Raw genomic sequence first — 14,402 nt, forward strand, 5'->3', positions numbered from 1 at the left:
CAAACAGCCCATTCATTGGCATGAAACTTGATAGCTATTAATAGCAAAAGGCAAAACATTAACTGATCGGTCAAACATTACTAAAAAAGCCAAACAATGCCCCAAAATAAAGCAGATAAAGAGCAAAAACAGTGCACTCCCCCCCCTAATATCATTATTGGTTACGACCACTTTAATGTTTTTTAATCATTCAAAAAATAAGGTGTTAGTACATTGAAAAAACACAATTTGGTATCACGCCTTGAGTTAACAAACATCACCAAGCAATATCCTGGTTGCCTTGCTAACGACAATGTAAGCCTCACCCTCATGCCAGGAGAAATTCACGCTCTACTGGGAGAAAATGGAGCAGGGAAAAGCACCTTGGTCAAAACCATTTATGGTGTTGTCGCCCCAGACAAAGGAGACATCATTTGGAATGGAAAAGAAGTATCTATCAAATCACCCTCCGTTGCTCGTGACCTAGGCATTGGGATGGTGTTTCAGCATTTCTCATTGTTCGAAACCTTAACCGTTAGTCAAAATATCGAATTATGTTTAAGCAAGGCGCAATTAAATGAAATCGGAGATTTAGAGGAAAGAATCACCAAACTCTCTGAAGAATATGGTTTAAACGTAAAACCAAGCCGTTATGTACATTCACTCTCAATAGGCGAAAGACAACGTGTTGAAATAATACGCTGTCTAGTTCAATCCGTAAAACTACTCATCTTGGACGAGCCAACCTCCGTACTAACCCCCAAGAAGTATCAGGCCTATTTGACGTTCTACGTAGACTTTCTAATGAAGGTTGCAGCATTTTGTTTATCAGCCACAAACTTCATGAAGTCACAGAAATTTGCCATAAAGCCACCATTTTACGAGGCGGTAAAGTCGTTGATACCTGCATACCACAAGATGAAACACCGGCCTCTATCGCAAAAATGATGGTAGGCGACCTTGCCGAACAAGATGCGGGCTATGCAAAAAAAGAAGGCACGGTAAGCATTTTTAATATTGAAGACTTATCTCTACCAGCCAAACAGCCTTTTGGCACGGCGCTTAAAAACCTTAGTTTCGAATTAAAGTCAGGTGAAATTCTCGGCATTGCTGGCGTTGCAGGCAATGGTCAAGACGAATTGATGGCCATTATTAGCGGCGAAGATGAACGCACAGTGAACAACAGCATCTCACTTGATGGCGCAAACATTAGTCACTTACATGCTGGCGAGCGTCGAAAACTTGGCATGGCATACGTTCCAGAAGAACGTTTAGGCCGAGGCGCAGTTCCAGACATGAGCTTAACTGAAAACACCCTGCTAACTCACAGCGAAGGCTTCATCAAAAATGGTCTAGTCGACTGGCCAAGCATCAAAGACTACACCAGCAAACTGATCGCAAAATATAAAGTGAAATGCCACGGTGAATTTTCAGAAGCAAAAAGCCTGAGTGGCGGCAACTTACAAAAATTCATTATGGGACGAGAAATTGGACAGAACCCTAAAGTATTGATCTGTGCCCACCCTACTTGGGGCGTCGATGTAGGCGCAGCTCTCGCCATTCACCAAGCCCTATTAGAACTGCGAGATAAAGGCGCAGCCATCTTGCTGATTTCAGAAGACATAGACGAATTATTTTTACTGGCCGACCGAATGGCAGCGGTATGCGACGGGTATTTATCCCCTGTTGTGAAAACCGAAAACACCAACATAGATCAAATAGGACAATGGATGGCAGGCACCTTTATAGGCAATGCGTCAGTCTCTAACAAACAGGAGACAACAGCATGATTCATATCCAAGCTCGTACTGAGCCAAGCTCACTAATGAAGATTGCTTCACCGCTCCTTGCTATTGCACTAACCTTGGTGTTCGGTTGCGTTCTTTTCTCTGCCATCGGCAAATCACCGACACAAGCATTGCATGTCTTGTTAATCGCACCACTGGCGGACAGTTACAACATAGGTGAAATGTTTGTCAAAATGGGGCCTCTTCTGCTCTGTGCTGTCGGTCTATCTTTATGTTATCGAGCTAATTTATGGAACATTGGTGCAGAAGGACAGTTATTAGCTGGCGCACTCGGTGGGTCCGCAATGGCGCTTTACTTTGGCGATTCCGACTCCGTCTTTGCCCTACCAGTAACTTTATTAGCAGGAATAGTCTCCGGCATGCTCTGGGCAGCCATTCCCACCTACCTAAAGCTGCGCTTTAACTCAAACTTAATATTAACCACCATCATGTTTAACTACATTGGCCTGTATCTTCTTATTTGGGCGGTCCATGGTCCATTGCGTGACCCACAAGGTTTTGGCTTTCCCGAATCAGCAATGTTTGCCGATGCCACACTTTTACCAACACTATTTGAAAGCAGCCGTATACACCTTGGTGTCGCGTTTGCCGTCATATCCGCGTTTATCGCTTGGTTTATTTTGAGCAAATCTCATCTTGGCTTTCAGATACGAGTTTTTGGCTCCGATGAACCGGCAGCCAAATACGCAGGCTTTAGTGGTAAAAAATTAAGCTGGATGGTGATGTTATTTGCTGGTGCGTTAGCGGGTTTAGCGGGTGTCAGTGAAACCACAGGCCCCATTGGCCAGCTAGTGCCTAACGTCTCCCCTGGCTACGGCTATTCCGCCATCATTGTGGCGTATCTAGGACGGTTACACCCACTTGGCGCTATTTTAGCCGCCGTGTTCATGGCGGTTCTTTACATGGGTGGAGATTTAGCACAAATCGAAATGGGCATTCCCGTTGCCGTAGTAAGCATGTTCCAAGGCGTTTTATTGTTTTTCCTTTTAGCGTGTGACTTTTTTATTAACAACCGACTCGCCTTTTCCAATCAAGCGACAAACTAGGAGACTATTTTGGACTCAGATCTAATCGTACAAATATTGTTTGCCGCTGTAAAAACCGGCACTCCGTTGCTTTTTATTGCTCTAGGCGAGGTCATTTGTGAAAAATCAGGTGTCTTAAATCTAGGCCAAGAAGGCATGATGCTAATGGGCGCCGTGGTTGGCTTTCTAGCGGCCTATGGCACTGGAAGTGCTGGTTTAGGCGTTCTCGCAGCCATGATAATGGGTTGCATAATGAGCTTAATTTTCGCCGTCCTTGTTCTGCACCTAGGCGCAAATCAAGTCGCGACAGGACTGGCTTTAACCATTTTCGGTACGGGATTAAGTGCTTTCATTGGCTCTGGCGTGGTAGGTCAAACCATTCAAGGCTTTCAACCCATTGCCATCCCACTGCTATCAGACATTCCGTTTATAGGTCGCATTCTCTTTAGCCATGACATATTGGTTTACACCTCTTTTGCCATGACCTTTATTCTTATGTTTGTGGTCTACAAAACACGCATTGGCCTAACCTTAACCGCGGTCGGTGAAAACCCGCACGCAGCCAATGCCATTGGCATAAAAGTGCTAAGAGTGCGTTATCTAGCGGTTATGTTTGGCGGTGTAATGGCGGGCATTTCTGGCGCCTATATGTCGCTTGTTTATACACCTATGTGGGTAGAAAACATGACAGCAGGACGCGGCTGGATAGCGCTTGCCTTAGTCGTCTTTGCATCGTGGCGTATCGGCAGAATCATGCTGGGTGCCTACCTCTTCGGTGTGGCAAGCATTATGCATTTAGTACTTCAAGGGTTAGGTTGGTCAATTTCGCCAAACCTACTGGCAATGCTGCCTTATGTCGCCACCGTAATCGTCATGGTGATCATAAGCGCGGATAAGTTTAAAGAAAAATTATTGGCCCCTAGGTCCTTAGGGAAAACCTTCGACCCAAGACAAATGGCTTAAGCGAAAAGAGTTAATACCATAAATAAAATGCCTTCGGGCACAAAAGGAGCAAGCAATGAAACTTAAAAGTATCTTAGTAAGTTTAGGGCTTTTAGCGGGAGCAAGCTTTGTCCAAGCTGATGATCCACTAAAAGTAGGTTTTGTCTATGTTGGTCCCGTAGGTGACTTAGGTTGGAGTTACGAACACGATAGAGGACGTAAAGGCATAGAAGAATATTTTGGCGATAAAGTAAAAACCACTTACGTTGAAAACGTGCCTGAAGGGGCTGATGCCGAGCGTGTTATCACGCAACTAGCAAAAGCCGGCAATGACCTTATCTTCACAACGTCTTTTGGTTTCATGAACCCAACCGTGAAAGTGGCCAAACGCTTCCCTAACGTGAAGTTTGAACACGCGACTGGCTACAAACTTTCTAAAAACTTAGGGACTTACGTTCTTCGCACTTACGAAGGCCGTTATGTTTCAGGTGTTGCTGCGGGCATGATGACCAAAACCAATACCATTGGTTATATCGGATCCTTCCCAATCCCTGAAGTTATCCGCGATATCAACGCGGCTTACATGGGCGCCAAAAGTGTTAACCCTGATGTGAAGATGAAAATTGTTTGGGCGAATACTTGGTATGATCCAGGTAAAGAAACGGACGCTGCTAACGCGTTAATGGACCAAGGTGTAGATGTCATGCTACAACACACCGACAGCCCTGCACCGCTGATTGCGGCAGAAAAACGTGGCTTGCGTGCCATTGGCCAAGCTTCAGATCAGAGTAAATTTGCGCCAAACGCACACATTTTCTCTGTTCGTGATGACTGGGCTCCATACTACATTAAACGAGTACAAGCCGTTATGGATGGCACATGGGAGTCTAAAGATTTCTGGGGCGGCTTCAATGAAGACATGTTGTCTCTAGCCTCTATTAACCCAAATCTTCCTGCCGCGGTACGCACTAAAATTGATGAAACTTACTCGGCTATCAAATCCGGTGAATTTAAACCCTTCACAGGACCAATTAAAGATAACAAAGGCAACATCGCTGTACCTGCCAATCACTCTTTAACAGATGTCGAGCTTGCCCAAGTAAATTGGTACGTTGAGGGCATTACTGACGAAATTCCTCGTTAAGACCTACCATGCTTATATACAGCCAGCCCCGCTGGCTGTATATTCTGCCGTTTTTTTCTAATCGCTATTCTTAAACACAGCCAACCATTCTTTTTCAACTCAGGTTTTATCGCTATATTTAAGAATCAAAGGCAAAGCAACGAAAGGTAATCTATGGACAATCTAATCGAACTATCAAAGAAAATGCCCAAAACAGAACTTCATCTCCACATTGAAGGCACCTTTGAGCCAGAACAGATGTTTGCCATAGCTCAACGAAATAATGTCAAACTAAAGTACAGTACAGTAGATGCTTTAAAGGCGGCCTACCAATTCACTAACCTACAAGATTTTTTAGACCTTTATTACCAAGGCATGTCTGTCCTGCTTCACGAAGCCGACTTTTATGACCTTACCATGGCCTATTTGGAAAAAGTAAACAGTGAAAACGTCGTACACGTAGAGATTTTCTTTGATCCACAAGGCCACTTATCTCGAGGAGTCAGTTTTGACGTCCAAATTCGAGGCATTTACAACGCCTTGCAAGATGCAGAGAAAAAATGGGGAATGACATCCAAACTCATTATGTCCTTCCTACGACACCTCAGTGAAGAAAGTGCTTTTGACACTCTTGAACAAGCAAAACCTTACCTTAGTTGGATTGATGGTGTTGGATTAGACAGCTCTGAAGTCGGACATCCACCAGAAAAATTCTTACGCGTTTTTGAAGCCTGCAAAAAACTCGGCTTAAAAGTAACCGCGCATGCAGGTGAAGAAGGTCCACCAGAATACGTTTGGCAGGCCATAGATCAAATTGGCGTTGACAGGATTGATCACGGCAATAGAGCGTTAGAAGACGATAAGCTTATCGATACGATAAAAAAGCGTAATTTAACTCTGACGGTTTGCCCACTTTCTAATTTAAAACTGTGTGTCGTCAATGACATGAAAGATCACCCTATTAGAAGCATGCTGAAACTTGGGCTAAACGCTACCGTCAATTCTGATGATCCAGCTTATTTCGGCGGTTACATGAACGATAACTACACATCTTTGATTAATGACACTGGCATTAGTAAAGAGGAACTATTTCAACTCTCTAAAAATGGCATTACCGGCAGCTGGATGGAAGAACATCACAAAGAACAGCATTTAAAGCAATTAAACAGCCTATTTGCATAAAGCATTTTATCCACCACATTGATGACAATAAGTGTTCGAATTAGTCACTCTTTTTAGTCAATGTGGTAAGATGCCATTTTTTATATTACCTAACTGAGCCGCCTCCATGTCAAACACAATCCTTCTTGATGATACCTTCTATCGTTTACCTAGCAGCGACCGCTATGAGCACGTTTTAAACCTCGTGAAGAAAGGTGCATCTGTATGGACGCTGGCGGACGCAGAAGGCTGTTTAATCATTGATCTTGGTAGCGATAAAGTACTACCGATTTGGCCTGCGGAAACCCTAGCAACCGCTTGGGGCGAGAAAGATTACCAAGGATTCAATAGCCTAGAAATTAACGCTGCCGACTGGGCTGAGAAGTGGCTGCCAGGCATGCAAAATGATGGCTTCTCTGTTGGTGTCGCTCCAAACCTAGCTGGCGAATGCATCGTTTCTTCCGCTAAAGAACATGCTGCAGACCTACAAGGTTAAGCCAGAACGCCAACTTAAGACAAACACGCTTTGCACTTTCAATTAAACCCCCCTGTTAAAAAGGGTCGACTATTAAAAGGCCACCGAAACAAACGCACACAACTTGCTGTGTGCGCTTCTTTGCTTGCTGTTTTTCTTATTTACTTTGGCCCTCTCTTCTCCCAAATAAGCAACGCCCTTTCACCCCAACCAACCACGATACAAATGTCGATGGAAAGTATGGCTATGTCAGGGCACAACCATGCAAAAATGCTTTCCGAGCAAGCAAGCAACACACAGGTAAGCTCAGCACATATTAGCCACCATGGTCATCACGGACACGGCGAAAGCGCCAACTTACTAGAAGCCTGTGGCTATTGCTCTCTACTCTTCCACTTAAACTGGATAGACGCAAAAAACGTTGAGCTAATCCCCCTAGAACACATTCGCTACCCACACATCACAACAAAGACCCTTTCGCACAAGCATCATCTAACTTTTCCTTCCCTCCTGCCTAGGGCACCACCGGCCCTTATGAGCTAACACAACCAACAACAAAACAATGACACGCCAAATCGGACTCGACTTAAGCCGATCATTTTGCGTGCGCCTTTTATATTTCAGAAAAGTGAGATTTCACGCTCAGAGGCGTTACCTAGTCCTTTTCTATGAAACGAGTAATCAACATGTCGATCAAACCAAATAAGACCTCAGAGTCTTCTTCTAATGCTATGTTGCTACTAATTACGCGACTGCATTTTTACATCGGCCTTTTTATTGGGCCATTTATCTTTGTAGCCGCCCTCACTGGCACTATTTATGTCATCACTCCACAACTTGAGAACGTCCTTTATAAAGACGTCCTGACAACGCAAAGTAAGGGAGAAAGCAAACCTCTTGCCGAGCAAATTGCCGCTGCAAAATCACAGTTAACAAGTGACCTGACCTTATTCGCTGTTCGACCCGCACCTGAACAAGGCGACACCACACGCGTTATGTTTCTTGATAAAGAAGCTCAGCTTTCCGGTGCAAGAGCACTGTTTGTAGACCCCGTAACACTAGAGATAAAAGGCAATCTGCCTGTCTATGGCACAAGCGGCATACTGCCCTTTAGAACAACCCTAGACTTTATGCATCGTCAGCTACTTTTGGGCGAAGCGGGACGCTACTACAGCGAACTGGCAGCCTCTTGGCTTTGGATAGCGGCACTGGGAGGGCTTTTCTTGTGGTACAAAGGTGGTAAGAAAAATAAAGCTGAATTTGCCAACAGAACCAGCCATCTACGCAAACGCCGCAAACATTACCAAGTGGGCTTGTGCCTTTTTATTGGTCTTGTGTTTGTTTCAATTACTGGCTTAACTTGGTCAAAATGGGCTGGCGCAAACATTAGCACATTGCGCTCAAGCATCGGCTGGGTAACACCATCGGTTAACCAAGATCTTACCGCCAACGTGAACCACCATGCTGGCTCCAATATGCACGAAGATCACCCAAATCATGCAAGCCATCATCCTATGACGGCAAAGAAACACATCACTGAAAAGTTTGAAAATGTCGACATACTGTTTGATGGTGTTCTAAAAGCAGCAAGAGATGCTGGCATTGATGCGAATAAGTTGGAAATCAGACCCTCATCCACAAAAGACAAAGCATGGCGAGTCAGTGAAATAGATCGCTCATGGCCGACTCAGGTAGACAGTGTGGCAGTAGATGCCAGCACCATGACAGTAACGAGTCGTGCAGACTTTGCCAACTTCCCTCTTGTTGCTAAGCTGATTCGCTGGGGCATCGATGCGCATATGGGCGTTTTGTTTGGGGTAATTAACCAGATCATTCTTACCCTTTTTGGGCTCTCCCTTTGCTTTATGATCATCTTAGGCTACAAGATGTGGTGGATTCGTCGCCCACAGGCTGGGTCGACTTCTAAACCACTGCTACAGACCTGGTCTAAACTGTCTACTTTACAGAAGACACTGACCCTAATTATCGCTATTGCTCTGGGCATCAGCATGCCGGTGATGGGCGTCAGCTTATTAGTTTTCTTACTAATTGATGTCGTTCGCTGGAAGTACCAATAACAATTAAAACTTCACCGGGCTGTTTTCTCAGCTCGGTGAACCCTTCAATTTCATATCACCTCTCTAATTCCTTCATTCTTTTGGCTTTCTTCTGGCCTCTCGCCCTGTAATCGGTAAAATATGCCACTCATTTCATTACCATCAAATACTATCTTATGACCCCACAAGCTCTCACCGTGTTAACTGATCACGTTTTTAACCAGCTCGCGCAGCAACCAAGTGGCGCTAAAAGGCTTTTCCATGGACGAGGTCGCTGCTTTCCTAACCTAGAGCAAATCACGGTAGACTGGCTGGAAGGGCAAATACTCGTATCTCTTTTTAAAGAACCGTCTGCAGAAGAATTAGATAAATTAAATAAAGAAATTATCAATTGGACTGTTCGAACAGAATGGAACGACCATAAGGTGCAATCTATCCTACTCCAACACCGCAGCCGAGAGCGCAGTCCAACAGAATGTCTGTGGGGAAATTATCAAGAACAGCAAGTGGTCAATGAAGAAGGCCTTCTCTTTCAATTAGACCTTGGAAAAAACCAAAACTCTGGCCTTTTCTTAGACATGAGATACGGTCGCCGTTGGGTGAAAGAAAACAGCCAAGACAAACGGGTTCTCAACCTGTTTGCTTACACCTGTGGCTTTTCTGTCGCCGCAATAAGCGGTGGTGCCGATTTTGTCGTTAACTTAGACATGGCTAAGGCCGTGTTAAGCCGAGGTCGAGAAAACCACCGCTTAAACCAGCATGACTTGAACAGGGTTAAATTCTTCGCCCATGATATTTTTAAATCCTGGGGTAAAATTAAAAAATATGGTCAATATGATCTCATTGTTATTGACCCACCCACCTTTCAGCGCGGTAGCTTTGCTCTAACGAAAGATTACCAAAAGATTTTGCGTCGCTTGCCTGAGTTACTGACAGAAAATGGTCAAGTGCTTGCTTGCGTCAATGACCCAAGTATCCCGGCGCAATTTTTGATTGATGGCATGCGTGAAGAGGCCCCCACACTTGAATTTCAATATCGGCTGGATAATCCACCTGAATTTATGGATATTGATCTCGAAAGCGGCCTAAAGGCGCTCATATTTCAAAAAACACCTGATAATGCAATAAATTAAGGAAGCTAAGATGTCAAAAACCATCGTCACGTTTGAATACGAAAAAGAAACCAAGAACAGTGTGCGCTATCAAGAAATACCTGAAGAAGGAAAAGCGCCTATCATGGGCACACTTTACGTCCAAAAATGGTTTGCTGGCGGCTGCAAAACATTAGAAGTCACCATCGAAAAGAAAGACTAATCTAAAGACAAGGCAGCTATGTCTGGCTGCCTTTCTCTAGCAAAAGCCCATTACCTTTCCTAGAAAAGCAGCATAAGGCTGTAACGCAACAAATCCGCCATTATTTTTTATCAATTCGCTCTCTTATTACAAACATACAAATAGATCTCATTTCTTTTTCATGCTAAATTTGCCCAACTACGGTGCACTTTTTATGCGCAATTTACATTTCAATTAGTAACATTCTGCAAAGTAATCGCGGCCATATCTACTACCGCTGCACTTTAGTACCAATAAAACAACTAATAAGGCTCTAGGAGCCATTCTTATCGAGGACACTATCTATGCAAGCATTCATTGATTTCTTAAATGGAGTCATTTGGAGCCCTGCCTTAATATACCTATGTTTAGGTGCTGGCTTGTTCTACTCAATACTGACACGTTTTGCTCAAGTACGTCATTTCAAAGAAATGTGCTCACTATTGTTCAATTCAAACGATTCAGACAAAGGTATTTCGTCTTTCCAAGCATTGGCCGTATCACTATCCGGTCGCGTTGGTACTGGTAATATTGCAGGTGTCGCTGCTGCCATTGGTTTTGGTGGTCCAGGTGCTGTTTTCTGGATGTGGGTTGTTGCCTTCTTGGGCGCAAGCACAGCTTATGCAGAATCCACTTTAGGCCAACTTTATAAAGTCAGCGAAAACGGTCAATACCGTGGTGGTCCAGCGTATTACTTCGAACGTTGCCTAGGCTGGCGTTGGTTGGGTGTCTTGTTTGCTTTGTCTTCCATTATTGCCTGTGGCGTTTTCCTACCCGGCATTCAAGCAAACTCTGTTGGTAATGCTGTAACGCAAATCTTCGGTGAAGGCGTTATTGTCTCTAGCTCTTTCGGTGATGTTGGCTCTACCAAATTGGTTGCCCTCGCTGTGATCTTGGTCGTTTTGGCATTCATCATCTTCGGTGGCATCAAACGAATTGCAAACTTCACGCAAATCATCGTGCCATTTATGGCGATTGGTTACATTGTGATGGCTTTGATCGTTGTCTTCCTAAACATAGACAAAGTGCCTGGCATTTTCGGCATGATCTTTTCTGATGCCTTTACTGCACAAGCAGGTTTTGGCGCGGCAATCGGTTGGGGTGTAAAACGCGGTGTTTACTCAAACGAAGCAGGTCAAGGTACAGGCCCTCACGCAGCCGCTGCGGCAGAAGTTCAACACCCTGCACAGCAAGGTCTAGTTCAAGCCTTCTCTGTATACGTTGATACACTATTCATCTGTACAGCAACAGCCTTGATGATCCTAATTACTCAGCAGTACAACATTCAAGGTTCTTTGCCTGATGGTCAGTTCATCGTACAAAACGTTGATCCGTCTACTATCATTGCTTCACCAGCCTTTACTCAAATGGCATTGGCAAGTGTATTTGGTCATTCAGGTCCTATCTTTGTCGGTGTTGCGTTGTTCTTCTTCGCCTTCACCACGATCCTTGCGTACTACTACATTGCTGAAACCAATGTTGCTTACCTACGCCGTGCACTGAATATCAATGTGTCACTAACCTTCGTAAAACTGCTTATCATGTTCATGGTAGCTTACGGTACGGTTAACACTGCAGGTTACATCTGGAACCTAGGTGATGTTGGTGTTGGTCTAATGGCTTGGCTAAACATCGTGGGTATTCTCATGATTTTCTTCATGGCAAAACCTACAATGAAGGCATTGCGCGATTACGAAGATCAGAAAGCTGCTGGCGTAACAGAGTATACTTTTAACCCGAAAGCGCTTGGCATCAAAGGCGCAGAGTTCTGGGAAAAACGTTACGACAAGCAACAAGCTGAAAAAGCGTCGGAAAACAAATAATCTCAACACTTTGAAGTAACAATATTTGAAATAAAAAAGGGTTAGCTTATTAAAGCTAACCCTTTTTTCGTTCTGCACACTGAAGAACCTTTGAATTCCCCAGTAGCACCATGTACTCTCAATAAAGGCTTATGACAGAGAAAAAAGCTGCCATCAGCCCATAAGCTAATAATGGAATAATAGTCCGCTTAATAATAAAGCCCTCTTTATTGCTTACTCCCAGAATCGTCGATACAGCAATAATATTATTAATGCACACCATATTACCCATGGCCGCTCCCGCTGATTGCAAAGCCAGCACCAGACTAACTGGCAGGCCAACCTTCTCCGCGATACCCAACTGAATCCCGCCAAAGGTTAAATTTGATACAGTGGCCGAGCCTGAAAAAAAAGACCCAAGCGCCCCCAGAAGGGCAGCGGCATAACCCCAACTGTCACCCAGTAACTCAGCAAAAGCCTGAGCCAATAACAACATAGGAGCTTGATAACCACCTTGCATCATCAGATTAACCATCACCAAGGCACCTATTAGCGAAAGCATAGGCAGAAACAAACGCTGGCCAGTGTCCCGTATAGAGGCCACAACAAGCTCTCGCGACATACCAAACAAAGGGATACAAACAAATGAAACGACAAGAAAAGGAATCGCTGCAGGCACATACAGGCTTTTATATTGCCAACTCACCTCCATACCCAAGATATTATTAATACTAAATACCAAGGCTCGACTCACTTCAAAACCCGCATCACCCAAACGCCAAGTTAACCAAGGCGTCATATCATTAAGTAATACCTTCAGCCCCAATTGAGGAATACGCGTTACGATAAGAATACTAATCAGCAAAGCGAAAGGCAGGAAAACCCTCATCACCGATTTCATCGTCATCGCGTTACCAGATGGACCAGTTTCAGCGGTTTCCCTTAAGCCAATCCCCTGCTTTGCCAACAAAACACTTAAAGCCAAGCCAATAGCGCCGCCAATTAACGAAGGGAATTCATAGTTCCATTGAGCAAACAGCACATAAGGCGCTGTACAAGACACAATACTGAGTAAAATAAACAAGGCGTTTTGACGAATATCTCGCCATGTCACCACAAAAGACAAAGCGATAAAAGGGACAACTAAAGCGGCCAAACTATTAAGTAACGCGGTTTGTTTAGCGATTTCCATAAGCTGCATGTCGGATAATGACAGCCCAGACAAACCAAACCAGATTGGTGTTCCCACCGCCCCAAAGGACACAGGGACTGTATTCATCGCCAAGGTAAAAATAGCCACAGGGATAGCGGGGAATCCCAACCCAACCAATATAGGCGCAGCGATGGCGGCTGGAGTACCAAAACCAGACGCCCCTTCGATCATAAAAGCAAAGGCCCAACCTATGATCATCAGTTGCGCGACTTTATTTGAGCTGATGCTTTTTAACCATTGGCTGAGTTGTGCTTCCGCACCAGAAAAAAACATCACCCTGTTTAATAAAATTGCACCTGCAACAATAGAAATAGGCGTTAGTACAGACAAAGCCCCAGCGATTATATTGGCGCTTAACAACCCCACATCAGCTTGAAAAAACACCAACTGAATACAGGCAACCAAAACAGCAACAGCGGGCAAGGCTATGTGCGAAGGCACGGCATTCCGCTTTGTCATCGCCCAAATCAAAAGTAAAATCGGTAACGCTGACAAAATGGTATTCATGCTTTTCCTTGCTCAATAATGTCTGATGTCTCGCTGCGCCATAAGAAAACCTATTAAAAAACAAGCAACTTACCCTTGTCAGTTTACACTTTTAAGAGGTTTTATTTGTTGATGTGAATCAGCTATTAAAGCAAATAAAATCAAGCAAATAACCGGTAAAACATCTTAATAAATAAGCCTTTTCTATGGAGCATTCCTTTGACCAGGGTCTTTGGTAAAAGCAGGAGCCAAACTGTGTGGGTCAACTTGTTCTTTATAACAAGCAGACGCCTGTGCCCACCAAACTAATTGATTCAACGTACGACCAAAATAGCCAAGCCACTCGTTTTGATCTTCACCGTCTACTAAATCCCCATCCTCAGAAAAGACATTTTGTGCTTTCGGTACATGAATCATCGACGATACCGGCAAACAACCTAATTCCGACAAAAATGTTCGCATACCAATCGCAGCGCGCATTCCACCCCACTGGCCCGCTGAATAAGTCACAATGGCGCTAGGCTTATATGAAAATAAAGAACTGCCAAAATGATTAAGCAAGTTAGCCAACGCCGGGCTCATTGAATGATTGTATTCAGGACTCACCATAATATAACCATCGGCCGATGCAATTTTCTTAGCCAATGTATCCAGTTTTTCTGGGACCTGACTTTTTGAGTAAGAAAAATGCGGCTTAAAAACAGGTTCCAACGGATAATCCAACGCATCCACCAGCTCAATCTCATGATCGACATGCAGAGCGTTAAAAGCCGCCAAGCATGCTTTAGCAACCCTCTCACCTAATCTAGCCGGTCGCGGAGGCGTACTGTTTCTAACTGTGCCAAGAAAGATTAAAACCTTCATAAATGCTCACCCGATACGAATTATCAAAATGTATTTTCTGTAACATCCTACAATACCCAGTGAAATACAAAACTCTACACTGGTAAATTTGGGATGAAACCTCTATCGTTTAATCTATACAAATCATTGCAGTAG

General features: G+C 44.2%; 12 protein-coding genes and 1 pseudogene. 11 read left to right on the forward strand and 2 right to left on the reverse strand.

Translation table 11 applies throughout. The annotated features are described in order from the left end of the window. Positions 1 to 213 precede the first annotated feature (213 nt). The 11 genes and pseudogenes from C1X04_RS10530 (at position 214) to C1X04_RS10575 (ending at position 11,725) form a co-directional block, all read left to right on the forward strand. Positions 214 to 1,769, forward strand: a pseudogene (locus tag C1X04_RS10530) (ABC transporter ATP-binding protein). Next, on the forward strand, positions 1,766 to 2,833 hold the full coding sequence (locus C1X04_RS10535; protein WP_137169871.1) for an ABC transporter permease: 1,068 nt from the start codon (positions 1,766 to 1,768) through the stop codon (positions 2,831 to 2,833). The pseudogene C1X04_RS10530 and the gene C1X04_RS10535 overlap by 4 nt, the downstream one beginning before the upstream one ends. A 9-nt stretch (positions 2,834 to 2,842) precedes the next feature. Continuing rightward, positions 2,843 to 3,775: an ABC transporter permease gene (locus C1X04_RS10540; RefSeq protein WP_137169872.1), complete on the forward strand. Its 933-nt coding sequence runs from the start codon at positions 2,843 to 2,845 to the stop codon at positions 3,773 to 3,775. Positions 3,776 to 3,830: 55 nt separating this feature from the next. After that, complete coding sequence (locus tag C1X04_RS10545; protein WP_137169873.1) at positions 3,831 to 4,898, forward strand: BMP family ABC transporter substrate-binding protein; 1,068 nt, start codon at positions 3,831 to 3,833, stop codon at positions 4,896 to 4,898. A 153-nt stretch (positions 4,899 to 5,051) separates the two neighbouring features. After that, complete coding sequence (locus C1X04_RS10550; protein WP_137169874.1) at positions 5,052 to 6,059, forward strand: adenosine deaminase; 1,008 nt, start codon at positions 5,052 to 5,054, stop codon at positions 6,057 to 6,059. 106 nt (positions 6,060 to 6,165) lie between these two features. Then, positions 6,166 to 6,534, forward strand: a complete 369-nt coding sequence (locus C1X04_RS10555; RefSeq protein WP_137169875.1) for a DUF2750 domain-containing protein — start codon at positions 6,166 to 6,168, stop codon at positions 6,532 to 6,534. Between the two features lie 108 nt (positions 6,535 to 6,642). Next, positions 6,643 to 7,056 (forward strand): DUF2946 domain-containing protein, encoded by a 414-nt coding sequence (locus C1X04_RS18885; protein ID WP_368073958.1) that lies wholly within the window; start codon positions 6,643 to 6,645, stop codon positions 7,054 to 7,056. A gap of 143 nt (positions 7,057 to 7,199) precedes the next feature. After that, complete coding sequence (locus C1X04_RS10565; protein WP_110573059.1) at positions 7,200 to 8,591, forward strand: PepSY domain-containing protein; 1,392 nt, start codon at positions 7,200 to 7,202, stop codon at positions 8,589 to 8,591. Between the two features lie 176 nt (positions 8,592 to 8,767). After that, the gene (locus tag C1X04_RS10570; RefSeq protein WP_254682248.1) at positions 8,768 to 9,703 is read left to right on the forward strand and encodes a class I SAM-dependent methyltransferase; all 936 of its coding nucleotides are present in this window, start codon (positions 8,768 to 8,770) and stop codon (positions 9,701 to 9,703) included. 10 nt (positions 9,704 to 9,713) lie between these two features. Next, a complete protein-coding gene (locus C1X04_RS18470) occupies positions 9,714 to 9,884 on the forward strand; it encodes a hypothetical protein (protein WP_175404926.1) in 171 nt (56 codons plus the stop codon). A gap of 323 nt (positions 9,885 to 10,207) precedes the next feature. Next, positions 10,208 to 11,725 carry a sodium:alanine symporter family protein gene (locus tag C1X04_RS10575; protein ID WP_110573063.1) on the forward strand — a complete coding sequence of 506 codons (1,518 nt, stop codon included), beginning with the start codon at positions 10,208 to 10,210 and terminating at the stop codon, positions 11,723 to 11,725. A 118-nt stretch (positions 11,726 to 11,843) separates the two neighbouring features. Here C1X04_RS10575 and C1X04_RS10580 read toward each other — a convergent pair whose 3' ends face one another. Both C1X04_RS10580 and C1X04_RS10585 read right to left on the reverse strand, forming a co-directional pair. Next, positions 11,844 to 13,424, reverse strand: a complete 1,581-nt coding sequence (locus C1X04_RS10580; protein WP_137169878.1) for an L-lactate permease — start codon at positions 13,422 to 13,424, stop codon at positions 11,844 to 11,846. 183 nt (positions 13,425 to 13,607) lie between these two features. Continuing rightward, positions 13,608 to 14,267 (reverse strand): NADPH-dependent FMN reductase, encoded by a 660-nt coding sequence (locus tag C1X04_RS10585; RefSeq protein ID WP_137169879.1) that lies wholly within the window; start codon positions 14,265 to 14,267, stop codon positions 13,608 to 13,610. Positions 14,268 to 14,402 lie beyond the last annotated feature (135 nt).

This window comes from Marinomonas sp. FW-1 (assembly GCF_005222245.1).
In the GTDB taxonomy this organism is placed as follows: domain Bacteria; phylum Pseudomonadota; class Gammaproteobacteria; order Pseudomonadales; family Marinomonadaceae; genus Marinomonas; species Marinomonas alcarazii.

Bases quoted from the DNA above. Each gene is read 5' to 3' on its own strand.
- C1X04_RS10535 (WP_137169871.1), top strand. From the start codon at position 1,766: ATGATTCATATCCAAGCTCGTACTGAGCCAAGCTCACTAATGAAGATT.
- C1X04_RS10580 (WP_137169878.1), bottom strand. From the start codon at position 13,424: ATGAATACCATTTTGTCAGCGTTACCGATTTTACTTTTGATTTGGGCG.
- C1X04_RS10585 (WP_137169879.1), bottom strand. From the start codon at position 14,267: ATGAAGGTTTTAATCTTTCTTGGCACAGTTAGAAACAGTACGCCTCCG.
- C1X04_RS10565 (WP_110573059.1), top strand. From the start codon at position 7,200: ATGTCGATCAAACCAAATAAGACCTCAGAGTCTTCTTCTAATGCTATG.
- C1X04_RS10575 (WP_110573063.1), top strand. From the start codon at position 10,208: ATGCAAGCATTCATTGATTTCTTAAATGGAGTCATTTGGAGCCCTGCC.
- C1X04_RS10545 (WP_137169873.1), top strand. From the start codon at position 3,831: ATGAAACTTAAAAGTATCTTAGTAAGTTTAGGGCTTTTAGCGGGAGCA.
- C1X04_RS10555 (WP_137169875.1), top strand. From the start codon at position 6,166: ATGTCAAACACAATCCTTCTTGATGATACCTTCTATCGTTTACCTAGC.
- C1X04_RS18470 (WP_175404926.1), top strand. From the start codon at position 9,714: ATGTCAAAAACCATCGTCACGTTTGAATACGAAAAAGAAACCAAGAAC.
- C1X04_RS10550 (WP_137169874.1), top strand. From the start codon at position 5,052: ATGGACAATCTAATCGAACTATCAAAGAAAATGCCCAAAACAGAACTT.